General features: G+C 70.0%; 17 protein-coding genes. 4 read left to right on the plus strand and 13 right to left on the minus strand.

Going from position 1 to position 22,260, the window contains the following annotated elements:
• Positions 1–3: 3 nt before the first annotated feature.
• From ABZX37_RS28995 to ABZX37_RS29005, 3 genes are read right to left on the minus strand one after another with little or no spacing between them, the layout of a single operon-like run.
• Positions 4–1,512 carry a DUF2207 domain-containing protein gene (locus tag ABZX37_RS28995; RefSeq protein ID WP_354744784.1) on the minus strand — a complete coding sequence of 503 codons (1,509 nt, stop codon included), beginning with the start codon at positions 1,510–1,512 and terminating at the stop codon, positions 4–6.
• The gene (locus tag ABZX37_RS29000; protein WP_354744785.1) at positions 1,509–2,612 is read right to left on the minus strand and encodes a hypothetical protein; all 1,104 of its coding nucleotides are present in this window, start codon (positions 2,610–2,612) and stop codon (positions 1,509–1,511) included. Before ABZX37_RS29000 ends, ABZX37_RS28995 begins: the two co-directional genes overlap by 4 nt.
• A 4-nt stretch (positions 2,613–2,616) precedes the next feature.
• Positions 2,617–3,465, minus strand: a complete 849-nt coding sequence (locus ABZX37_RS29005; protein ID WP_354744787.1) for an RDD family protein — start codon at positions 3,463–3,465, stop codon at positions 2,617–2,619.
• A 66-nt stretch (positions 3,466–3,531) separates the two neighbouring features.
• On the opposite strand from ABZX37_RS29005, the gene ABZX37_RS29010 reads away from it, so the two are divergent.
• Positions 3,532–4,536 (plus strand): stage II sporulation protein M, encoded by a 1,005-nt coding sequence (locus tag ABZX37_RS29010; protein ID WP_354744789.1) that lies wholly within the window; start codon positions 3,532–3,534, stop codon positions 4,534–4,536.
• Here ABZX37_RS29010 and ABZX37_RS29015 read toward each other — a convergent pair.
• Genes ABZX37_RS29015 through ABZX37_RS29040 form a run of 6 tightly spaced genes read right to left on the minus strand, consistent with a single transcriptional unit; the run spans position 4,533 to position 10,761 of the window.
• Positions 4,533–5,204 (minus strand): hypothetical protein, encoded by a 672-nt coding sequence (locus ABZX37_RS29015; RefSeq protein ID WP_354744791.1) that lies wholly within the window; start codon positions 5,202–5,204, stop codon positions 4,533–4,535. The genes ABZX37_RS29010 and ABZX37_RS29015 overlap by 4 nt on opposite strands.
• A gap of 40 nt (positions 5,205–5,244) precedes the next feature.
• A complete protein-coding gene (locus ABZX37_RS29020; protein WP_354744793.1) occupies positions 5,245–6,525 on the minus strand; it encodes a DUF58 domain-containing protein in 1,281 nt (426 codons plus the stop codon).
• Entirely contained in the window at positions 6,526–7,476 is a 951-nt protein-coding gene (locus ABZX37_RS29025) for a MoxR family ATPase (RefSeq protein ID WP_354744823.1), read from the minus strand. It abuts the gene before it with no gap.
• Between the two features lie 11 nt (positions 7,477–7,487).
• Entirely contained in the window at positions 7,488–8,627 is a 1,140-nt protein-coding gene (locus ABZX37_RS29030) for a DUF4350 domain-containing protein (RefSeq protein ID WP_354744795.1), read from the minus strand.
• Complete coding sequence (locus ABZX37_RS29035; protein WP_354744797.1) at positions 8,624–9,259, minus strand: DUF4129 domain-containing protein; 636 nt, start codon at positions 9,257–9,259, stop codon at positions 8,624–8,626. Before ABZX37_RS29035 ends, ABZX37_RS29030 begins: the two co-directional genes overlap by 4 nt.
• Complete coding sequence (locus ABZX37_RS29040; RefSeq protein ID WP_354744799.1) at positions 9,253–10,761, minus strand: hypothetical protein; 1,509 nt, start codon at positions 10,759–10,761, stop codon at positions 9,253–9,255. Before ABZX37_RS29040 ends, ABZX37_RS29035 begins: the two co-directional genes overlap by 7 nt.
• A gap of 198 nt (positions 10,762–10,959) precedes the next feature.
• On the opposite strand from ABZX37_RS29040, the gene ABZX37_RS29045 reads away from it, so the two are divergent.
• The gene (locus tag ABZX37_RS29045) at positions 10,960–12,162 is read left to right on the plus strand and encodes a neutral zinc metallopeptidase (protein ID WP_354744801.1); all 1,203 of its coding nucleotides are present in this window, start codon (positions 10,960–10,962) and stop codon (positions 12,160–12,162) included.
• 159 nt (positions 12,163–12,321) lie between these two features.
• Here ABZX37_RS29045 and ABZX37_RS29050 read toward each other — a convergent pair whose 3' ends face one another.
• Both ABZX37_RS29050 and ABZX37_RS29055 read right to left on the minus strand, forming a co-directional pair.
• Positions 12,322–12,792, minus strand: a complete 471-nt coding sequence (locus ABZX37_RS29050; RefSeq protein WP_354744803.1) for a hypothetical protein — start codon at positions 12,790–12,792, stop codon at positions 12,322–12,324.
• Positions 12,793–13,287: 495 nt separating this feature from the next.
• Positions 13,288–14,370 (minus strand): potassium channel family protein, encoded by a 1,083-nt coding sequence (locus ABZX37_RS29055; protein WP_344288523.1) that lies wholly within the window; start codon positions 14,368–14,370, stop codon positions 13,288–13,290.
• A gap of 106 nt (positions 14,371–14,476) precedes the next feature.
• Between ABZX37_RS29055 and ABZX37_RS29060 the strand changes: the two genes are divergently transcribed.
• Positions 14,477–14,860, plus strand: coding sequence for a DoxX family protein (locus ABZX37_RS29060; protein ID WP_354744805.1), 384 nt, complete (start codon positions 14,477–14,479; stop codon positions 14,858–14,860).
• Positions 14,861–14,863: 3 nt separating this feature from the next.
• Here the strand turns inward: ABZX37_RS29060 and ABZX37_RS29065 are convergent, their stop codons facing one another.
• Together ABZX37_RS29065 and ABZX37_RS29070 are read right to left on the minus strand one after the other, a co-directional pair.
• Positions 14,864–18,256, minus strand: coding sequence for an ATP-dependent DNA helicase (locus tag ABZX37_RS29065; RefSeq protein WP_354744807.1), 3,393 nt, complete (start codon positions 18,254–18,256; stop codon positions 14,864–14,866).
• Positions 18,253–21,426: an ATP-dependent DNA helicase gene (locus tag ABZX37_RS29070; RefSeq protein WP_354744825.1), complete on the minus strand. Its 3,174-nt coding sequence runs from the start codon at positions 21,424–21,426 to the stop codon at positions 18,253–18,255. Before ABZX37_RS29070 ends, ABZX37_RS29065 begins: the two co-directional genes overlap by 4 nt.
• A 116-nt stretch (positions 21,427–21,542) precedes the next feature.
• On the opposite strand from ABZX37_RS29070, the gene ABZX37_RS29075 reads away from it, so the two are divergent.
• Complete coding sequence (locus ABZX37_RS29075) at positions 21,543–21,872, plus strand: MGMT family protein (RefSeq protein WP_354744809.1); 330 nt, start codon at positions 21,543–21,545, stop codon at positions 21,870–21,872.
• The last annotated feature ends 388 nt before the right edge of the window (positions 21,873–22,260 follow it).

The following is a 22,260-nucleotide window of genomic DNA, read 5'->3' on the forward strand; positions in this document are numbered from 1 at the left end:
ACCCTACGCAGGCGCGGGCGTCTTGGGCTCGTCCGGTCGGAGGTGCCTCGCGCCCTCGAACGCGACGGTCAGTGCGGCCACGAATCCCCTGGTCCGCACCAACGGCACAGCGTCCTCGCCCGAGGCGCCGTACCAGTACGCCGACAGCGAACAAGCGTTAACTAGCCAAGCGTCTGCTTCGCCCAGCGCGTACGCGTACGGGAGCGCGCGAGAGACGAGCAGTTCGTCGTCTGGCGCTTCCATGGCGCGCAGCTGTGCGTTGAGGCCGAGAAGGCGGTCTCGGAGGTCTAGGCCAGCCTTCGTGCGCTCCGGGAGAAGGCGCGCGGCGGCCGTCACGGCGACGCCGGTGGCGAGAAGCACCAACCCGAGTTGTGCGTAACCGACAGTGAAGGCCAGCAGGACGGTAAGGAAGACGCCGTACCCACATAGCCGCGGGCCGATCTTCGACAGCCGCTTCGGGGAGCGCCAACCGCGACGGACCGTGTCCGCTATTAGCTCGCGTACGCCTGCTTCGCGGACTTCGGCGAGTGTCGCGGCTTCGCCCGGCACAGCGGCTGCGTAAACCGCGCGCTCGAAGGCGGTCAGGTGTTCGTCGGGCGGGTTGCGGCGTACGAGGACCCAGCTGTGCGGACCGTCTTCGGTGACCCATAGGTAGTTACGGACGCATAGGTCGAGCACTGTCGCGGCTAGGTCGACGGAGCTGACGCGTCCGGTGAGTAGCAGTCCTACGTGTCCAGGGAGTACTCCGTCCGGTGAAGAGAAGCGGCCGTTGTCGAGAAGCTGCACGGGAGTGGCTCGGCCGGGCTGTCGGTCGCGTCGGCGGCGTACGAAGACTGTGACGGCACCAGCGATCGACAGCGCGGCGAAGGCCAGCCATGCCCACCACACCGACGCGGTCGCGGCGAAGGGACCGGTGGGGATGAGGTGCTCTGTCGCGGCGACTGTGCCGCCAGGGAGTTCGGCGGTCAGCTGTACGCGCGAGCCAGGCTGGAGGTTCGGCACCGAGACGCGGGTCAGGCCGGAGTGGTCGATTTGCGCGGCGCCGCAGCGGGACGTCGAGTCGGGCGGACCGGCGAGGCAGTTGAGCGCATCGGGGATGGCGGGTGCCGCGAAAGTCGCGCGGACCAGTTCGAGGCGGGTGTCCCAGCCACCGGCTACATCCCAGGTCACGTGCTCGACGCCAAGACTCGTGCCGACCGCACCGTCCACTGTGTACCGGAGCACGGACGTTCCGCCACGCAGGTAGAAGGTCACCTGGTCGTTGCCGGATTCGGCGTTGCCCGCGCCTTCGATGCTGATGTCGCGGATGCCGAGCACGCGGGCGTTGGCGCGCAACGGGATCGTGCGGGTCATGGAGGTGTCGCGCGGTACTGAGACTGCTTCGGTGACGGACAGGCTGCCGTCGTGCTGGACCTTCAGCGCTACCTCGACGCTTTGCGGCAGGCCGGGCAGCGACGGCTGGTCCGGCGCCGCGGAGAGGAACGGGATCAGCAGCAGCGCGGCGAGTTTCATTGCGCGGCCACCGCCGAGCGCCGTTCGGCCATGGCCTGGATCGCGCCGATCTCTGCCGCCAACGGAGATTCGGCCCGCCCCGTCGGACTCCCCCACGCGCCGCCACGGCGGGTGTGAACCAGAGGAGCGGCTAGGAAGGTGGCGATTCCAGCGATCAGGAGCGCGACGCCGATCAGCGCCTCGCCGACGGTGAGGGCGAGGACGACGGTCGTCACGATGCCCGCAGCGACCAGGATGAGCCCGGCTCGGCGGACGTGCGGTTGCCTCGTGGACAGCCAGCCATGGCGATGCGCTTCGGCGTCGAGAAGGGTGCGCAGTTCCGCCTGATCCGGCCGTGCGGCAGCGAGCGGACCCGGCCGGAAGGCTGACTTGACCGCTTGTTCGAACGGCGTGAGCGGATCGGCTTCGCCATGGCTGACCTGACCGTCGGCGATGTGCAGATGCCCTCGGGCGACGAGATCGAGGACCGTGCCGGTGAGGTCGAGTTCACGACGCAGCCTGGTGCGGCGACGCAGCACACTGGCACCGATGAGCAGGTAGAGCACTAACGCAAGACCACTGAGGGCAGAAGGAAAACCCGGCGCGAAGGCGGCCAACGGTCCAGTCGGGACAAACCGGGCGTTCTCCGGCAACGGCCCGGTTTGGACGGCCAGATCGATCCGATCCCCTTGGCGCAGAACGTTCTGTTCGGCATGCGCTCCCCCGCTCCGGAGTTCGGAGAAAGTGCACTGCCGAGACGACCCCGGCTGACCGGCGTAGCAATCCGCGGCGGACACTCCCGGCGCGCTGAAGGCGGCAGTGACCCGATCGACCGCACGATCCCAGCCGCCAGTGAGCTGAAACCGAACCTGCCCGGCGGCGACCGCGCCGTCCACTGTGTACGAAATGGTGGCCGGACCGGTAACCGTGATCGTCGTTCCGTTCGCACTGGCAGCACCGGAAAGATGCAGGTCAGTGACCGAGTAAAGCCGGTCCTCGTCGTCAGTGACGGGTACGCGCTCGGCGATGCGATGGACGGCGGGGGCGTCGGTGACGATGCGCTCGATGACCGTGAGCTGACCGTCCTGGGCAGTGGTGACGGTGACGTCGTCGGCGAGCATGTCCTCAGCTCGGCGGGGTGAAGGGGTTGTCGGACCTCGGCGGCGCCGGAGGTTGAACCGGCGGCGGCGCGTAGGCGGGCGGGCCGTACTGCATCGGCGCGAGCCGGGCGTGATCGCGGTTACGGCGCTCGGCGAGCACCGCGGTGAGGAAGACCCACGGCGGCATCCCGTGCGGCAGCGGTACGCCGATCGCCGCCGAAACCTGCTGTGCCAGGCCGAAGCCGAGCGACGCGGCCGCTTCCGGGCGCAGTTCGTGGTAGCGGCCGAGGTACTGGCGGGAGGCCATGGCGAGGTCGTCGGTGAGTCCGCTGAGGTCGAAGTGCGCGGCCCACGCCTCGAGGCCGGGCGGCACCATGAGAATCGCCTGCGCGGACTGCGGCACGCGTTCGCGGATCACCAGGGTCCCGGCGAGGTAGTCGCCGACGCGGCGGCCGTTCGACGACGTCAGCGACACGATGACGGCCACCGCGCCCAGGAAGCCGAGCGCCCAGAAGTCGACGAAGAAGCCCGCGAGCGCGCGGGTCAGCGCGTGCCGGAAGCTGATCGGGCCGCCGTCGAGACGAACCACGCGCAGGCCGAGCGCGAGTTTGCCGAGCGAACGGCCGCGGCTGAGCGTTTCGAACAGCACCGGGTAGCCGATCACGACCAGCACGAACGTGGTCAGCATCAGCGCGACGGTGAGCGCCGAGTCGAACGACCCCGCGGTCAGCATCAGCATGACGAACACCAGCAGCAGCAACGCGGCCTGGACGAGGACGTCGAGCAGCATCGCGACCGCGCGGCTGGCGAGCTTCGCCACCCGCAGGTCGAGGACGACGGCCTCACCGGTGACGAGATCGGACTCTTCCTGCACGAGGCCAGCGTAGAGCGCCGACGCGGGCGCCGGTGCCACTATCCTGGCGGACGAGGGAGGTGGCCGGTGGACGTCGATGTGTTCGTCGCGGCGCACAGTGCCGAATGGAGCAGGCTCGGCGAGCTCGCCGGACGGCGCAGGCTGACCGGCCAGGAGGCAGACGAGCTGGTCACGCTGTATCAACGCGCCGCGACGCATCTGTCGATGATCCGCTCGACCGCGCCCGACCCGGCCCTGCTGGCGAGGCTGTCGGCGCTGGTCGCCCGCGGCCGTTCGGCGGTGGCCGGCTCGCACAGCCCGGCGTGGCGCGAGGTCGGCCTGTTCTTCACCCGGCGGTTCCCGGCCGCGGTGTACCTGAGCCGCCGCTGGTGGATCCCGGCGGCGCTGCTGTCGGTCGCGGTGATGGCGGTGCTGGGCGTGTGGATCGCGGGCGACCCGGACGTGCGCGCGTCGCTGGTGTCGCCGGACGAGGTGCACGCGATGACCGCACCGGGCGGCCAATACGAGACGTACTACTCGACCGGCCCAGCGGCGTCCTTCGCGGCGAAGGTGTGGACGAACAACGCCTGGGTGGCGGCGACGTGCCTGTTCCTGGGCGTCGCGCTGGGCCTGCCGGTGATCGCCGCGCTGTGGATGAACTCGCTGAACGCCGGGATCGCGATCGGCCTGATGTCCTCCGCCGGCCGCGGCGATGTCCTGCTGGGACTGCTGCTGCCGCACGGCCTGCTGGAACTGACGGCGGTGTTCATCGCAGCCGGGACCGGTCTGAAGCTCGGCTGGACCGTGGTGGACCCGGGCCGTCGATCGCGAAGCGCGGCGCTGGCCGAGCAAGGCCGGTCGGTCGTGGTGATGGCGCTGGGGCTGGCGTGCGTGCTGCTGGTGTCGGGCGTGATCGAGGCGTTCGTGACACCGTCCGGCTGGCCGACGTGGCTGCGAATCGGCATCGGGGCGGTGGTGGAGCTGCTGTTCCTGACGTACGTGTTCACGCTGGGGCGGCGGGCCGCGCTGGACGGGGAGACTGGGGATGTCGACCGCCGCGCCGCCGGGGACGCGCTTCCCGAAGCTGGCTAGCGTCCGGTCGCACGGGGGTCGTCGGGCGGGATCAGCTCGGCGGCTCGGACGTCGTTGAGGTTCTCGACGGAATCCAGGAGGTCGTTGGGGACCGGGTGTTGCGCGACGAAGGTCATCGCCTGTTCTTTCGTTGCCGGGTCTGCGGATTCGGAAGCCAGCTGACCGACCACGGTGCTGCTTTCGCGCATCACCCGAAGAGCCAGCTCGTGGCGGCGGGCTTGCAGATCGAGTTCCGCTCGCTCCAGCTCGACCCGGTGCTGCTGCCAAGTCATGACCATCTTGAGCAGCTGCTGCAACGCAATGAGCGCGGCACCGCCGTAGGCGACCGGAGACGACGCCCGCGCCACCTCCGCGAGCACCACCTGCCACGGGCTGGCCATGGACATCCGGGCCACCCGCAGGTCTGCCGCCCAGCCCTCCTCGCTCAACGGCGCCGCGCCGCGCCACAGCGCATCACGACGCGGTGCCCGATCCTGCCGGTAATAGAGGTACCGCTCGGCGTTCGGCATCCTCGGCAATGCCACCAGCATTCGAGCCTGCCTGGTCAGCGCACGCAACGCGACCGTGTTGCGCTCCACCGCTTCCAAGGCGGGCAAAGCGCCGAGGTCCACCGCGACAAACAACAGCTCAGCATCGGTGCGCGCCCCGGAGTCAGCCTCGATAGTCACTCGCCTCATCCTGCCGCACCCAGTCGCCACCGGGTACCGCTTACAACCGGCCCGCCGCTTTCAGGGCTAGGTAGCGGTCAGCCAGCGCAGGCGGCAACTCCTCCGGCACCGCGTCCACCACCCCGACCCCGTGCCGGGTCAGCCAAGCCACCGACGACTCCCGGCCAGCCAACGCGCGTTCCGCCGCGGCAGCGTCATAAACCGCCTCCGCCGAGCCCCGCGAAGCCGCCATCTCCGCCACCCGCGGGTCCGCCACCGAAGCCACCAGCACCTCATGCCGAGCCGTCAACGAGCCCAGCACCGGGAACAAGCCCTCTTCCAACGGCGCCGGTTCCAGCCCCGTCAACAACACCACCAAAGCCCGCCGACGAGTCCGCCGCAGCACTTCCGCCACCATGCCCCGCGCGTCCGTCTCCACCAGCGACGGTTCGACCGTGGCAAGGGCGTTCACCAAAGACGGCGTCGAAGCATTCGGAACCGAAGCCCGCACCCGACGGTCGTAAGCCACCAAGTCGACCCGGTCCCCCGCCCGGGAAGCCAGCGCGGCCAGCAAAAGCGCCGCGTCCATCGCCGCGTCCAACCGTGGCGCGTCGCCGACCCGCCCGGCCGAGACGCGGCCGGTGTCCAGCACCAAAACCAGCTGCCGGTCGCGTTCCGGACGCCACGTTCGCACCATCACGTCCGAAGCGCGGGCCGTCGCGCGCCAGTCGATCGAGCGGACGTCGTCGCCGATCACGTACTCACGCAGGGAGTCGAATTCCGTTCCCTGGCCGCGAATCAGCACGGCATTGCGACCGTCCAGCTGCTGCAACCGAGCCAGCCGCGAAGGAAGATGCTTGCGGCTGTGGAACGGCGGCAGCACCCGAACCGCCCACGGGACCTCGTGCGAACCCTGTCGCGCGGCCAAGCCCAGCGGGCCCACCGCGCGCACGGTCACCCGGGCCGCGACGCGGTCGCCGCGGCGGGTCGGGAGCAGGGCGGTCGTCAACGCGCGCCGTTCGCCGGAAGGCACAACGAGAGCGTGCCGGTCGTCGGCACCGGCGCTCGGCGGCCAGGCATCGCGCAGGGAACCCCGGACGGTGCGCCCGCCGGGGTTCGTCACGGTCAGCGTGACCTCGGCGGGCTCCCCCAGCCGGACGGAAGTGGTGCCGCTGCGCGAAAAACGCAGCGCCCGCACACTCCCGGCCAGCACGAGGTCCACGACGACCAGCACCAGCAGCACCGCGACCACGATCGCGACGCCGGTGCCGGACGGGAACAGCAGCCCGACCACCAGCGCCCCCAGGAGCGCCAGCAGCCCGAGCCGCCCGGTGACTGCCATTCAGCGCGGCACCGGCACGGAGGCCAGCACCCGGTCGAGGACGCCGTCCGCGGTCACGCCTTCGAGTTCGGCTTCGGGCCGCACGTCGAGGCGGTGCCGCAGCGCCGGACGGGCGAGTGCCTTGACGTCGTCGGGCGTCGCGTAATCCCGGCCGGACAGCCAGGCCCACGCACGCGTCACGGCCAGCAAAGCCGTTGCGCCACGCGGAGAAACGCCGATGCGCACCGCCGGGAGTTCCCGGGTAGCACGGCACAAGTCGACGACGTAGCCGATCACTTCCGGCCCGACGGTCACCTTCGCGACCGCTTCCCGCGCGGCCGCGAGCTCCGCTGCCCCGGCGACCGGACGCACGCCCGCCGCAGCGAGGTTCCGAGGGTCGAAACCCTGTGCGTGCCGCCAAAGAATGCCGATTTCGTCCTCACGCGACGGTGCCGGCATGGTCAGCTTCAACAGGAACCGGTCCAGTTGCGCCTCGGGCAACGGATAGGTGCCCTCGTACTCCACCGGGTTCTGCGTCGCGATCACCACGAACGGATCCGGCAACAGCCGCGAAGTGCCGTCGATCGAGACCTGCCGCTCCTCCATCGCCTCCAGCAGCGACGACTGCGTCTTCGGCGGCGTCCGGTTGATTTCGTCCGCCAGCAGCAGATTCGTGAAGACCGGCCCCTCGCGGAAGGAGAACTCGCCGCTGTGCGCGTCGTACACAATGGACCCGGTGACATCGCCCGGCATCAGGTCCGGCGTGAACTGCACCCGCGTCGTCTTCAGGTCCAGCGACGCCGCCAAAGCGCGCACCAGCAACGTTTTCGCGACGCCCGGCACGCCTTCCAGCAGCACGTGCCCCCGGCAGAGCAGCGCGAGGATGAGCCCGGTGACGGCCGCGTCGTTGCCGACCACAGCTTTCCCGACCTCGGTGCGCAACGCGATCAGGGCCGCCCGCGCGTCCTGCATCTGTTCGGTACTCAAGAACGCTCCACCTCTCGTTCCACCGCGTCCAGTTCGTCCGCCAGCCGCACCAGCGCCGTCTCGTCGGACGGCGACGGGCCGTACAGCACCGCCCCGACCTCGTTCGGCGCCCGGCCGGTCCGCGCGCTCACCGTCTCCACCACCGCGGGCGGGCCGGCGTCGCGCGGCAATCCCAGTCTCTTCCGCAGCCGTGTCCTGGCTGCCTCACGCAAGGTTTCCGCCGCGTGCCCGGTCGCGCCGCCCCGCCGGTACAGCCGGGCCCGGCCCTCCGCCGTTTCCGCCGATCGCACGACCACCGGCAGCGGTTCGCGCACCACCGGCCCGAGCCGCCGCGCACGCCACAGTGCGAAAAGGACGATCGCGATTCCGGCGGTCAACGCACCGTAGCGCCAGCCCGGCGGGATCAGGTCGACGAACGGCTTCTTGTCACCGGCCAGCGCCGAGTCCTCTGTGGACGGCACGTACCAGGTCAGCTGCCGGTGATCGCCCAGCAGCCGCATGCTGAACGCGGCGTTGCCTTCCTTGGCGATCTGGTCGTTGGTGAACGCGTCTGCGGCACCGAGGACGGTCACGGTGCCGGTTCGGTCGGCCAGCTGCACGAAACTCGGTTCGCTGCCGTCGCGATAACAGGTGCGCGCTGTCTTGTCGTCGGTGCTGTAGTGCCGTCCGCCGAGCGTGACCGAACCGGCGCTGACCGCCGCACCGACCGTGCAACCCGGTTGCAGCGTACGGACATCTCCCGCTCCCACCGGGGAAACTGTCGGCGCGGCCATGCCCAGCGCGGTCGATCCGGGCGCGACGAGCACGAGGTGCGAGACCCGGCGTCGCAGGTCGGCCAACCCGTTCGTCGGCACCAATTGCGGCGCGGTGATCAGCAGAGTTCCGCTGTCGGCCGCATCCCGCGCCTCGGCGAGCGAATGCACGGCGCGGACTTGAACGCCTTGCTGCTCCAGCAAATGCGCGAGAGCGTGACTGCCGCGCGGTTCGTAGGAACCGGGGTCGAATTCGCCGCTGGTCTGCTTTCCGCGGCTGAGCACGATGACCATCGCGACGATCACGATCAGCAGGAGAATCGCGAGCGGAACCCGGGCGCCACGCCAGATTCGGCGCAGATCCGGCGAAACAGCAGTGCTCATGCGTCCGCCAAAACCGGTCGGGCGCGACGGACGCGTTCGTCCAATTCGGACAAAGCGCGGTAACCGGTTTCGGTGCCCGGCCGGCCGCCGTAGTGGACGTCGTCGAACTGCCGCGCGGCAGCCGTGAGCTCAACGGCGAGGTCCGGCAGGAACCTTCCGGCCTCGGCGACGGCTTCGTCCGCGGTCCGCCCGGAGCGGACGTCCAGCAGCGCGCGCTCTTCCATCCCCCGCACGAGCCCGCGGAACCGGTCCCGCACCGCGTCGGCGAAATCGCCGCGAGCAGCGGCTTCCTCGGCGGCTTTCCGGTACTCGTCAGCGGTTTGCCGCCGTCCGCTGAACACCTCGCCGGACGTTTTCGCGGACCGGCCGACCTTGCCCACCCGCAGCCGCACGACCACGATCAGCACGATCACCAATGCCAGCACCAGCAGCAGGCCGAGCGGGCCGCCGGGCACCCCGGACAACGCGTTGAACAGCTCGGAAATCCGCCGTCCGAGCCACTGCCAGACCTGCTCGAGAAAGCCCGGCCGCGCAGCCGCGTAACCCGGGTCGGTCAGTTCCTGGGCCGCCCGCAGCCGGGCGGGGTCCCGGTCGATGTCGACCGGGACGTCGGCGAGAAAACCGATCACCACGCCTGCTGCGGCGGTTGCGGCGGCTGGATGCCCGCCGCCCTTGCCAGTTCGATGTCCATGCCCTCGCGGCGCATCCGCTGGTCGATGTAGAGCACCACGGTGACCAGCGCGGTGAACGGCATGATGATCGTCTCCGCGATCACCTTGCCCACCGATTGCAGCACGAGCCCGCCGGTCGTCACCTTCGGCAGGGTCGCCTGCGGGTCGAAGAGGCCGCTGAACGCGCCCGAGCCGACGCTGAACGGAATGCTGATGATCGCCGAGATGATCCAGCCGATCACGCCCGCCAGCAGCAGAATCCCGAACACCCGCCAGAACATGCCCGACACGAGCTGGCGCGACCGCGTGAACGCCTGCCCGATCGTGCCGCGTTCCAGCACCAGCGCGGGACCGGTGAGCGACCAGAACACATACGGCAGCACGGCGGGCAGCAGGCAGAACGCCGCGGCGACGATCGTGGCCAGCGTGTAAAGGATGGTGACCGCCAGCAGCGGCAGCAGGCGCGGCGCGGCTTCGCGCATCGCCGAACCGAAGTCGACCGGACGGCCGAGCACCGCCTTGCCCATCACCACGGTGAGGAAGCCGGTGAGGAAAGTCTGCGCCAGCATGGAAATCACGAGCGTGGGCAGCAGTGCGGTGAGGGCGGAGCCCAGCAGGCTGTACGCCGCGTCGAGCTGCTGTTGCTGCGTCGCGGCCGGGCCGAGCTGGGCGACCCGGTTGAAATCGGGCACCAGCCACAGCGACGCGACGAGGTTCAGCCCCGCCGAGATCACCGCGACGACCGCGGCCACCCCGAGGATCAGCAACGGGTACCGGCGGATCGCGGTGATCGCGCCGTCGAGGATGTCGCCGACGTTCAACGGGCGCAACGCGATCACGCCCGGTTTGCCCAGCCCGTGCGGGCTCCAGCCGGCGCCGGGACGGCCGTAGCCGCCGCCGGGGTACTGCGGAAGCGGTTGCTGGCCCGGGGATTGCCACTGGCCGCCCGCCGGGGGCGAGGTCGCGCCAGGAGGCGGGAACGCGCCGGGCTGTCCCGGAGTGGCGCCAGCCGCGTTCTCGCCGCCGGAAGACGAAGACACCCCAGCTGAGGTCTCGCTCCCCGGCTGCGGGGCTGCCGGATTCTCACCGGCAGAAGGCGAAGGCGCGCCAGCCGGGTTTTGCCCGCCTGGCTGCGACGTCGGGTCAGCCGGACTTTCGCTGCCAGGCGACGGAGCCGCGCCAGCCGGACTCGCCCAGCCCGGCGGCGGCGTGGCGCCAGTCGCGTTTTCGCTGGCAGGCGACGGATCAGCGCCGGTCGGACCGTCCGAAGCGGCCTGCTTCTCCCCGGACGAACCGGAGTTTTCGCTGGCGGACGACGAAATTCCGGCACCAGAGGAGGAGGTGTCCGTTTCGCCGGTCTCCGGCGGGGTGGCGGCGGACGCGCCGGGGTCGGGGCTCGCGAAGCCCCGGCTCGGCGTAGGCGTGTCGTCCCCCGGCCCGGACGAACCGGGTGAATGTGTCATCGGAGCCCCTCGTCTGCACGGCCCTGCGGTTGCTGCCGTCACTCTTCCAGAGCCGTCCGCACCCGGCCAGACCTGGGGGGACGTCCGGGCGACGAGGCAGTCCGGCGAAGTGCTGCGGCGCGCCGGGCGTCCCCCGATATGCTGAACGGCAAGCCGGGGTACGCCCGGCCCGCGCCGAGACCCACCGGGACTGCCCTGATGACGCAACCGCCCTACGGCCAGGTGCCGCCACGCGGGACCGTTCAACCGCCGCCGGTGCCGGGGCAAGGACCGGTGCCGCCGGGCCAGTACCCGGGTCAGGCGCAAGGTCCGTACCAGGCACAGCCGGGACAAGGGCCGTACCAGGGACAGCAGCCGCCGTATCAGGGCCCGCCGCCGCAAGGTCCGCCGCCGCAGGGCCCGCCGTGGCAGCAGCCGCCGCCGTCCTATCCGGTGCCGCCGCGCAAACCGACCGGTCTGATCGTCGGCCTGTGCCTCGGCGCGGTCGCGGTGCTGGCGCTGGGCGTCGTCGCGATCGTTTCGCTGAACCGCGGGTCGGGTCCGAGCAACGCCGGCTACCAGGCCGCGCCGCCCTCGCCGACGTCCGCCTACGAACTGCCGCCCACCAGCGGCTCGTCCACCGCTTCGAGCGCGCCGTCCAGTTCGTCGGAAAGCCCGAGCACCTCGGTCAGCGCGGGCCCGCACAAGATCCTGAAGCTGGCCGATCACCCGATCCTGCAGGACCGCAACGCCGGCCTCCAGAACCTCGTCTGCAACCTTCCGCAGTGGACCAGCACGCAGGACGGCGCGGAAGCGTTCTTCACCGCCGCGAGCAAGTGCCTCGACGCGGCGTGGGGCCCGTTCCTCGAGTCCTACAACCTGCCGTTCACGCCGCCCGCGCTGCACTTCCCGACCGGGCCGAGCTTCGACACCGAATGCGGCACCATCCAGGTCGGCATCGCGACCGCGGCGTACTACTGCGAGAACAACCTGTACGTCCCGTTCAAGGGCCTGCAGACCGACCAGTACGGCAACAACCCCGGTGTCTACCTGGCACTGTTCGCCCACGAGTACGGCCACCACGTGCAGGAAGTCGCCGGCATCATGGACGCCGCGTGGCAGAAGATCTACGCGGCCGGGCAGAACAGCCCCGAGGGCCTCGACATGTCGCGCCGCAAAGAACTACAGGCGCAGTGCTTCTCCGGAATGTTCCTGGGCGCGCACGTCGACCGCGGCGGCACGATCACCCGCGACATGTACAACAAGGCCTGGAACGACCAGGAAACCCGCGGCGACAACACTTCCCGCAGCCACGACCACGGCACCAACGCGCACTACGCGCAGTGGTGGCGCGCCGGGGCGAAGGACAACCGGATCGCGGACTGCAACACCTTCGCGGCGTCCGCTTCGGACGTCAGCTGAACTGGTCGCCGCTGCGGTCGTAGTGGTTCGCGGCGGGGCGGCTGTGTCCGGCGCACTGTTGGCACTACAGGTGTAGTGGTTCGCCAGTTGCGGCTAAGTCCCGGTCCAGGGTTGGTGCTGCGGCTGTAGTGGTTTGCCGAGCGCGGCTGCGGTGTCGCGTCAGCTGAGCAGCGCGAGCTTGCCCGAACCGCGGATCACCAGGTAGGCGTACATCCCGCCGCAGAAGCAGGCGAACACCAGCAGCGCCAGCGCGATCGGCGCGCGCAGGTCCTGCGAACCCGCCGAGGTGTCCGGAGTGCTGACGGAGACGACGCCGCTGTCCGGGGCATCGTCCGGGACCACCACCTGGAGGTGCTCGTCCTTGCCGTGCCCGCAGCTGTCGAGCGTGCCCTGGCGCGGTTTGCCGCCGAGCTGGAACGAGACCGATTCGGCCGCCCCGGGAACGGAGCAGTCGACGGCCTTGGTGATCTGGGCGTCCACCGGCGCGCCGGGAGACTTCGCGTGGATGCCGAGCAGCCCCGGACCGGCGAGCCACGTCAAGACCACGACGAGCACCCCGGTCGCGATCGGGATGCCCACCTGCAGCCACCGCTTGACGGGGCTCTTATGCGGAGGGTCGGAAACCTGCACGACACCATGCTTCCAGATGCCGGGGGCAAAACCCAGTGAGGTGCCCGCGCACGGGGGACCCCGCCGCGCGCCGCGAGAGCACCGTCACTCGCTGCCGTCCGCCGCCCCGATGCCCCACGCGCCACCGCACCCGCCGCCCGCCCCCCGACCGACCTGGCCCGAATCCCACCCCAATGCCACATTGGGTGCATCCCACGCACCGAACGCCACATTGGGTGCGTCAGACGCACCCAACGCCACATTGGGGTTTCTCAGTAGCAGGTGCCGGGTCGACGGTGCGCGAGGTCTTCCTGGTCACCGGACCTGGTCCGGCGCTGCCGGGAGCAGGGAGCCACGCGGCCCAGCCAGCACTCCGCATCGCCGTAGCGGGGCCGCGCACAGCTTCCGCTGAGACGACCCCCGAGTGCGTGCGACGCACCCAACGCCACATTCGGTGCGTTCAGCACACCCAACGCCACATTGGAGCGGTCCGGAACCAGCCCGAACCCGGCACCCTCAGCGCTCGATGTGATCGACCTGCGTGACCTTCTTGACGTACAGCAGCCGGTCCCCCGGCTCCAGCGCGTCCGCCTGCGGAGCGTCCACCCGGTAAAGCACCCCGTCACGCACCACGCCGAGCACCGTGTCCGGCAGGTGTCGGGGCGAGCCGCCTTCCTCGCTCGGTTCGATGGCGCGTTCGGCGATCGCCAGGCCGGATTCCGGGGTCAGCAGGTCCTCGACCATGTCCACTACAAGCGGAGTGGACGTCGCCATCCCGAGCAGCCGCCCCGCGGTCTCGCTCGACACCACGACCTGGTTCGCCCCGGACTGCTTCAGCAGGTGCACGTTCTCCGCCTCGCGCACCGACGCCACGATGTGCGCCTTCGGGGCCAGCTCGCGCGCGGTGAGGGTGACCAGCACGGCCGTGTCGTCGCGGTTCGGCGCGACCACTACGGCCCGCGCGTGCTGCACGCCCGCGACGCGCAGGACGTCCGCCCTGGTCGCCGATCCGTGCACGGTGACAAGCCCGAGCGCGCTCGCCGCGTCCAGCGCCTGCTGGTCGGTGTCGACGACCACTACGCGGTTGGCCTGCACCTCTTCGTCGCCGAGCAGCGCGTTGACCGCCGAGCGGCCCTTCGTGCCGAAACCGACGACGACGGTGTGGTCACGCACCTTCGTCCTCCACTTCTGGATTTTGAACGCCTGCCGGGAGCGCTCGGTGAGCACTTCCAGGGTGGTCCCGACGAGGACGATGAGGAAGAGCACCCGCAGCGGCGTGATCACGATGACGTTCACCAGCCGCGCGGACGCGGTGGCCGGCGCGATGTCGCCGTAGCCGGTGGTCGAGAGGGAAACTGTCGCGTAATAAAGCGAGTCGAGGAGCGAGAGGCCGTCGCCGTTGGCGTCGCGGTAGCCGTCCCGGTCGAGGTAGACGATCAGCACCGTGGCGAGCAGCGCCAGCAGCGCGCCGATGATCCGCTTGACGATCGCCCGCATCGGGCTGACGGTCAGCTCCGGCATCCGGATCACGCCGACGAGCTCGTGGTCGGGCCGGTCGTTCAACCGGACGTTCAGGGGCAGCCGTTTCAAGGCCTTCATGCACCGGCTCCCCGCGCGCGTTCGGCGTCACTCACAGCGGGGAGGATAACCCAATCGGAGCACCCGCACACCCGTCACGGCGATCATGCTGTGGCAGGCTTGCCGCATGTCCGAGCCTCGCGCGTCGCAACGTCCGGCCCATCTTCTCGCCGCCCTCCTGGCCGGGGCGGGCGTCCTGCACTTCGCCCGGCCGAAGCCGTTCGACGCGCTGGTCCCGAAAGAGCTGCCCGGTGACCGGCGCACGTGGACCTACGCCTCGGGCGTCGCCGAGTTGACCGTCGCCGCCGGGATCGCGCTGCCGCGCACGCGCCGGCTGGGCGGGTTGGCGGCGGCGCTGCTGTTCGTCGGGGTGTTCCCGGGGAACGTGAAAATGGCGCTGGACTATCAGCGCCGCGGCCGTCCGGCGCGGGATCGCGCGGTGGCGTGGCTGCGGCTGCCGATGCAGTGGCCGTTGGTGAGCTGGGCGTTGACCGTGCGCGATCGGGCGTAGCTCCTACTCGCGGGGAACGTTGCGCAGCAAGGCACGCAGGCCTTCCGCGTCCAGCAGATCGGCCGGGCGCAGCGTGTGTCCGGGTCGGACATAGTGGAAAGCCGCGCGCACCCGTTCCACCGGGACTTTCTTCAGCGCCGCCCAGGCCAATCGGTACGCGCCGAGCTGAACAGCCAGTGCTGGCAACCGTTCTTCGGACGGGACGGATCCGGTTTTCCAGTCCACAACGGTCCAGCCGCCGTCCGGATCCGCGTAGACCGCGTCCATCCGGCCGCGCAGGGTGATGCCTTCGACGTCTGCGGAGAACGGCACCTCCACGGCCACCGGGACACGGTCGGACCATTCGCTGTTCTCGAAAGCTTCTTGCAGGGCTTCGAAATCGGTGTCCGGAGCCTCGCCGACGTCCGCCGCGCCGGGCAGATCGTCGATCTCCAGCAGTCGGTCGCCGGAGAAGCGTTGCTCCAGCCAGCTGTGGAATGCGGTGCCGCGGCGGGCGAAGGTGTTGGGCGGCAACGGAAGCGGGCGACGCAGGCGTTGCGCCAGAGCGTCCGCATCGGACGCCAGGTCCACCAGTTGGCTCACGCTCAGCTGTGCGGGCAGTGCGACGCGATCCACTGTGGACTGCGAGCGGGCGCGTTCGGCGAGCAGGACGTCGGTGTCGGCGGCCCAGCCGTCCGGGTCTTCCGGGTCGATGACGTCTTCGTCGTCTTCGAAGTCGTCTGGCAGGTACTCTTCTTCGTCCTCGGGTTCCGGCGGCAGCGGGATTTCGTCGTCCTCGGCTGCGGGGAGAGGCTCGGCTTCTGGTTCGGCCTCGGCTTTGGGTTCCGGCTCGGGTTCTTCTTCCAGGGCAGTCATTTCCGCCCGCAACAGATCCACCCCGGTGGCCACGCCGGACCGCCGGTCGCCCAGCGGATCCACCGGCCACTTCGCCGTCCGCGAGTCCGCGACCAGCGGGTTCTCCTCGCCCTCCTCCGGTTCGTCCGCCCAGACGTCCACCACGCCCAGCGGCGGATCGGCCTCGCCCATCACCTCGGCGATCTCGGACAGGAAGATCGACGGTCCTTTAGCGCGCGTACTGCTTTCGTTCCACCAATGCCCGGAAACGAGCAGCGCGCGTTCGGAACGGGTCAGCGCGACGTAACACAGCCGTCGCTCCTCATCGGCTTCGCGCGCGACGAACCCTTCCTCGTGCAATTCCAGGGCTTCTTGCACTTCCTTGCGGTCATAGCCTTCCGCGACCTGCAGCTTCGGCAGATCCGCCGAGTCGCCGCGCAAATGCGCGGGCAGCGCGGTAGAAGTGCGCAACCACGACGACGAACGACGCTTGCCCGGAAACACCTCAGCCACCAGGTGCGGGACAGCCACCACTTCCCATTCCAACCCCTTGGCCGAGTGGACGGTGAGCACCTGCACGCGGTCCGGAACCACCTGCACTTCACCGGGCGTAAGGCCGTCTTCCGCGTGTGCCGCGGTGTTCAGGTAGTCCACAAAGGACAACAGAGTCGCAGTCGGCGCGGTTTCCGCGTAATCAGTAACCACCTCGGCGAACGCGTCCAAATGCGCGCGGCCAGCCGATCCTGGACGGGCGAGCGATTCGACATCCAGCAGCATCGTGCGTTCGACGTCCGCCACCAATTCCGGCAGCGACTGATCCAGCCGACGACGCAATGCGGTCAATTCCGCACCGATACGGCGAATTCGGCGGTACCCCTCCGCGGAATAACGCTCGGGCGCGCCGGGTTCGTCGACGGCGTCGATCAGTCCGGCTTGTTCCGCGCGCTCGGCGACCAGTTCCGGTTCCTCGCCCTCCTTCGCGCGCGGCTCGGGCGAGGTGAGTTCGTTGGCCCGCCGCCACAATGCCGCGACGTCCGCCGCCGCGATCCGCCAGCGCGCACCGGTCAGCAGCCGAGCCGCCGCGCTGCCCGCGAGCGGATCGGCGAGCACCCGCAGCGTGGACACGAGGTCGGCGACCTCCGGTTCGTCCAGCAATCCGCCGAGACCCACGACTTCCACCGGCAGCCCGCGCATCCGCATTTCCGCCGCGATCGGGGCCATGTCCGCCCGACGGCGCACTAGGACCGCAGCCGTCGGCGGCTTGCCGGATTCTTCTTTCTCCGCATGCCAACGTTGCGCCATCGCGTCGGCGACCCACTCGCGTTCCGCGCGCACATCCGGCAGCAACGCGACCGCGATGTCCGCCGGGCCAGCACCGTCCCGCGCCCGCAACCGCTCGACGCCAAGTCCGCGCTGCCGCAACGGTTCCGAGATCGCGTTGGCCAGCTCCAGAATTTCCGGCGGATTGCGGAAACTCGTGAGCAGCCCGAATTCGTGTGCGGTTTCGAGCCGTTCCTCGCCGCGACGCGGGAAGTCCGTAGTAAACCGGGGAAGGTTCGCCGCACTCGCTCCGCGCCAGCCGTAAATCGCCTGCGCTGGGTCACCAACCGCGGTCACCGGCATCGGCGGATGATCAACGCCGCCGAACAACGACCGCAGCAACACTCGCTGTGCGTGCCCAGTGTCCTGGTATTCGTCGAGCAGCACGGCCCCGTAACGCTCGCGCTCCCCCGTGACCACTGCCGGATAGCTGTCCGCGAGTTGCGCGGCCAACGACATCTGGTCCGCGAAATCCAGCGCGCCTTCCGCCCGTTTGCGCCGGTGGTAATCCTCGACCAACGGCAGCAGCGCGAGCCTAAATCGTTGCGCTGCCAGCACGTCTTGAAGTTTCACCGGCAGCGACGCGCGCTGGCCTTTAGCCCGCGGAGCGTTTTCGATGACCTCGCACAGCCACTCGGTGTACTGCCCGAGCTTCTCCGTCGAAATCAGATGCTCGCCCAGTTCACCGGCCAGCGCGAGCAGCTGCGCGGTGACCGTCGGCGGCACTCGGTCGGTGTCCAGGTCGTTGTCCCAAGTGGACACGACCCGGTGCGCGAGCTGCCACGACGAAGTCTCCGACAGCAACCGGACACCCGGCTGCACCGGAAGCCGCAAACCGTGTTCCGACAGCAAGCGCCCGGCATACGCGTGATAAGTCAGCACAGTCGGCTCACCCGCGACCACAGTGGACCGCAACGCACCCGACGGATCGATCCGCTCCAGCAGTCCCGAGCCAGCGAGCCGCCGAAGCCGCGCCCGCACCCGCTCCCCGAGCTGACGCGCGGCTTTCCGGGTGAAGGTCAGGCCGAGCACCCGTTCCGGGCTCACGATTCCGTTGGCCACCAACCAGACCACGCGCGCGGCCATGGTTTCGGTCTTGCCCGCGCCCGCGCCCGCGACGACCAGCGACGGCTCGACCGGCGACGCGATCACGGTCGCCTGCTCGGGCGTCGGACGGTGCAACCCCAGTGCGTCAGCGATTTCCGCGGGTCCGACGGGGTTGGCGAGCACCACCGGGCTCACGGTCCGGTCACCTGACGCCCTTCCGGACGCAGCGGGCAGCAACCGCGCGCCGGGCACCGGTCGCAGTCGGCGTTCTCGTGCGCCTGGTAATCCGGACCGACTGCCGCAGCCGCGGCGGATCGCACGAGTTCCAGCCACTCGCGACCGCTGTCCTCGTCCATCGGCGGCTGATCTCGTTGCGTGGCCCCGGTTTTGTTGTTCCCCTTGGCGACGTAGACGAGTTTCGCGCCGCCAGGCGTGTTCTTGCCCTCGACCGCGCCGAGCAGCACCGCCAGCTGATACGCGGCGAGCTGCGGGTGTTTCTCCGCGTCCGCACCGGACACCGGGACCTTGCCGGTCTTGATGTCCACGATCACCGGACGCCCGTCCTTGTCCATCTCGACCCGGTCGACGCGCCCGCGCAGCAGCACGCGCACCTCTTCGTCGCCCATCGGCAACTCGACCTCGATGTCCTGCTCGACCCCGGCCTCAATCAGCTCCTGCCGCGACTTTTCCAGCCACGACACGAAGTTGCGCAGCATCAGTTCCACGCGGGACCGTTCGCGCCGGGAGAACCACGGCGCACCAGCGTCCACCCGAACCCACGCCTCGTCCAACGCTGCCTGGATCTGCTCCTCGGTACTCCCGCCCGCGATCGCCTGCGCCAGACCGTGCACGAGAGTTCCGGTCACCGCTGCCAGCTGCGCCGGATCACTGCCGCCGTGCCGTTCGATCAGCCAGCGCAGCGGGCACTTGACCAGGATTTCCACAGTGGACGGCGAGATCCGCATGAGGTCGCCCGGCCCGTGCACCGGATCCTCTGTGGACGCTTCCATCAACCCGTACCAAGTGTCCGGATGCGCCCCCGGAACCCCGGCGGCAGCCAGCCGGGCAAGCTGCTTCGCCGCCCGCTGCCGACGTTCCGGATCAGCCTTGTCGTCGCACACGACCTCGCGCAATTCGCCGACCAATTCGGCCAGCACGAGCGACCGTCCCGGCGGCTTCATCCGGGAGTCGAGCATGCCGTCGTCGGCACCGTTCTCTTCCAAATCATCGAGGAATCGGGACGGCTGCTCGTCTTCCCCGGCCACCGCGGTCACCAGCAGCGTCCGGCGCGCCCGGCTCGCCGCGAGGTAGAACAGCCGCCGCTCCTCGGCAAGGATCGGCGCGATCGCGGACACCTTGTCGTGTTCGTCCACTCCGGACAGGAAGTCGACCAGTCGCTCCACACCCAGCAACGAACCGCGCAGCCGCATATCTGGCCACGCACCCTCCTGCACCCCGGCGACCGCGACGACTGTCCACTCACGACCCGCCGACGCGTGCGCGGTGAGCAGCGAAACCCCTTCACCCGGAATCGCCGCCGGGGCAAGCGTGTCTCCCGCGATGTTCTGCGACGACAGATAGTCCGCGAACGCCGCGACACTCGCCTTTGGCAACCGGTCGGCATACCGGCCCGCCGAATCGAACAGCGCCACCACGGCGTCCAGGTCACGATCAGCCTGCGCGCCCAGCGAACCGCCGCGATCCACCAGCCGCAGCAACCGTTCCTGCAACCCGCTCGCCTGCCACAGCTCCCACAGCACCTGCTCGACGCCGTCACCACGGCTCACCGCCTGGTGCGTGACGCTCAGCAGCTTGCCGACCCTACGGACCGGCAACGCCTCGTTGTCGGCGAGCCCGACGAGAATGTCCCCGCCCCGCAACGCTTCCACGAGCAGTTCGTCACTCGACCGCTGCCCGCCGCCAGCCAACTCCAGCCGACGAAGACCGCGCCGCAACCGCCGCAACGCCAACGGATCAGCCCCGCCAAGCGACGAGGACAGCAGCATCTCCGCGATGTCGACGTCCAGCAATTCCGGTTCCGCCGCGATCCGCAACACCGCCAGCAACGGCCGTACCGCGGAATGCTTCGCCAACGGCAGTTCCTCAGTAGCCGAACCGATCGGCACACCAGCCGCACGCAAAGCGCGTTGCAGCACAAGGAAAGTCCGCGCCGGGGACCGCACCAGCACCGCCATCTCCGACCACGGCACCCCGTCAACGAGATGCGCCCGGCGGAGCTGATCGGCAATCCAGCTCGCCTCCGCCGCCGGGGTCGGCATCAGCCGCACCCGCACCTTGCCGCCGCGTTTCCCTTGCGGGGTAACCAACTTCCGATGCGCCGAGGCGCCCGGCAACGTCGCACCGAGCTTCGCGACCGCCGCCCGGACCGTCGGAGCGAGCCGGTGCGACGTGGTCAGCATGACGGTCCGGTCGCCGTCGTTGTCGGAATCGGCGAACAGCCTCGGGTCCGCACCACGGAAGGAAAACACCGACTGGTCCGGATCTCCGGCCACCACGAATTCCTCCGCGGTGTGCCCGATCGTGCGGATCAGCTGGACCTGCAACGGATCCAGGTGATGGGCGTCGTCCACGAACAAGTGCCGGACCCGGCCTCGTTCGCGCTCGCGCAGCTCCTCGTCGTCCTCCAGCGCGAGCAGCGCCGACGTCACCAGCTCAGCGGCGTCGAGCGCGGGCGCGGCAGGCAGGCCGAGCGCGTTTCCGCCAGCCCCCTGCAGCTGGGTGACCTCCTCGTACTGCGCCCAGAAGTGCCCCGCGGCGACCCACTCCTCGCGGTCCTGGCGATGCCCGAGTTCGGTCAGGTCCTCCGGCCCGAGCCCCCGCTCGGCCGCCCGCATCAGCAGGTCGCGCAACTCCTCGGCGAACCCCGGCACGGTCAGTGCCGGACGCAACTGCTCCGGCCACCCCGTCGCGCCCTCCTCCAGGTCGCCCTCCAGCAGCTCGCGCACGACCACGTCCTGCTCCGCTCCCGCCAGCAACCGCGGCGGCGGCAGTTCCTCGGCGCGAGCTTCCAGGCGCAGCAAGGAAAACGCGTACGAATGCACTGTGCGCACGAGCGGTTCACTCACCGTGCGCGGCAGCGGAGACTCCTGGTCCGGATCGGACGTGAGCCGTCGCGTGAGGTCGGCCCGCAGCGCGTCCGCCGCCCGGCGGGACGTCGTGAGCAGCAGCACGCTCTCCGGATCCGCCCCCTCCGCGATCCGGCGCGCGGCCGCGGTGGCGAGCAACGCCGTCTTGCCGGTGCCCGGCCCGCCGAGCACGCGGCGGAATCCCGAGGGAGCCGACAGCAGCCGCCGCGCGTCCTCGTCCCAGGTGAACGTGGGTGCGGCGGGGACCGGCGGGCGCACCAGCCGCGCCTGTCCGTTCCCTGCTCTCCGCACGTGCACATCAGCGATGGAACCATGCCCGCTCACCCGGGTGGCGCACCGGCACACCCCTCGGCGGGACTATCATCTGCCGGGTCATGAACGACGAACTGCACGAGCGGATACGCGCAGTCATCGCCGACGTACCCGCGGGGACAGTCGCGACGTACGGCGACGTCGCGGCGCTCTCCGGTGCCCCCTCCCCGCGCATGGTCGGCCGCGCCCTAGCCGAGGACGGCCACGACCTCCCCTGGCACCGCATCCTCCGCGCGAACGGCACCCCCGCGCCGCACCTGCTGCACGAACAGCTGGAGCGACTGCGCGCCGAGGGCGTGCTGGCGGACGGCGAGAAAGTGGACCTGCGGAAGTACCGCTGGCGACCGAACGGGGACGAGCCTGACGAGGACGAGCCGCCCGGCTTGTTCTAGAGCTTCCGCACGACCTCTGCACGGCGACCAGCCACCGCCCCCGGCGCGATGACACCGGGATTCGTGCCGACCCGGCCGAGCCATCCGCTCGGCGACCGTCCGGCCAGGCCCGGCGCGCGCGGCAACGAGGTTGCGGCTCCCGCACGACGGCTCGCGGGCCACGGCTTGCCGGAGACGACTTCTGCATGGCTCGGCAGGACTCCGCCCCAATGCCACATTGGGTGCGTCCCACGCACCCAATGTGGCGTTCGGTGCGTCAGATGCACCCAATGCCACATTGGGGTTTTGGCAGTGGTGTCGCGCGGCCGGGGCGAAGCGGGCCGGGGCGGTTCCCCACTCCCGCAGAGGTCCGTGAAGGGCTCCTTGAGGGAACTAGATTCCCTCAAGG

Source organism: Amycolatopsis sp. NPDC004079, assembly GCF_040610415.1.
GTDB classification, from domain to species: Bacteria; Actinomycetota; Actinomycetes; order Mycobacteriales; family Pseudonocardiaceae; genus Amycolatopsis; species Amycolatopsis halotolerans.

Excerpts from the sequence above, each read along its gene's own strand:
- ABZX37_RS28995 (WP_354744784.1), bottom strand. The coding sequence starts at position 1,512 with ATGAAACTCGCCGCGCTGCTGCTGATCCCGTTCCTCTCCGCGGCGCCG.
- ABZX37_RS29000 (WP_354744785.1), bottom strand. The coding sequence starts at position 2,612 with ATGCTCGCCGACGACGTCACCGTCACCACTGCCCAGGACGGTCAGCTC.
- ABZX37_RS29020 (WP_354744793.1), bottom strand. The coding sequence starts at position 6,525 with ATGGCAGTCACCGGGCGGCTCGGGCTGCTGGCGCTCCTGGGGGCGCTG.
- ABZX37_RS29025 (WP_354744823.1), bottom strand. The coding sequence starts at position 7,476 with ATGCAGGACGCGCGGGCGGCCCTGATCGCGTTGCGCACCGAGGTCGGG.
- ABZX37_RS29030 (WP_354744795.1), bottom strand. The coding sequence starts at position 8,627 with ATGAGCACTGCTGTTTCGCCGGATCTGCGCCGAATCTGGCGTGGCGCC.
- ABZX37_RS29040 (WP_354744799.1), bottom strand. The coding sequence starts at position 10,761 with ATGACACATTCACCCGGTTCGTCCGGGCCGGGGGACGACACGCCTACG.
- ABZX37_RS29045 (WP_354744801.1), top strand. The coding sequence starts at position 10,960 with ATGACGCAACCGCCCTACGGCCAGGTGCCGCCACGCGGGACCGTTCAA.
- ABZX37_RS29055 (WP_344288523.1), bottom strand. The coding sequence starts at position 14,370 with ATGAAGGCCTTGAAACGGCTGCCCCTGAACGTCCGGTTGAACGACCGG.
- ABZX37_RS29060 (WP_354744805.1), top strand. The coding sequence starts at position 14,477 with ATGTCCGAGCCTCGCGCGTCGCAACGTCCGGCCCATCTTCTCGCCGCC.
- ABZX37_RS29075 (WP_354744809.1), top strand. The coding sequence starts at position 21,543 with ATGAACGACGAACTGCACGAGCGGATACGCGCAGTCATCGCCGACGTA.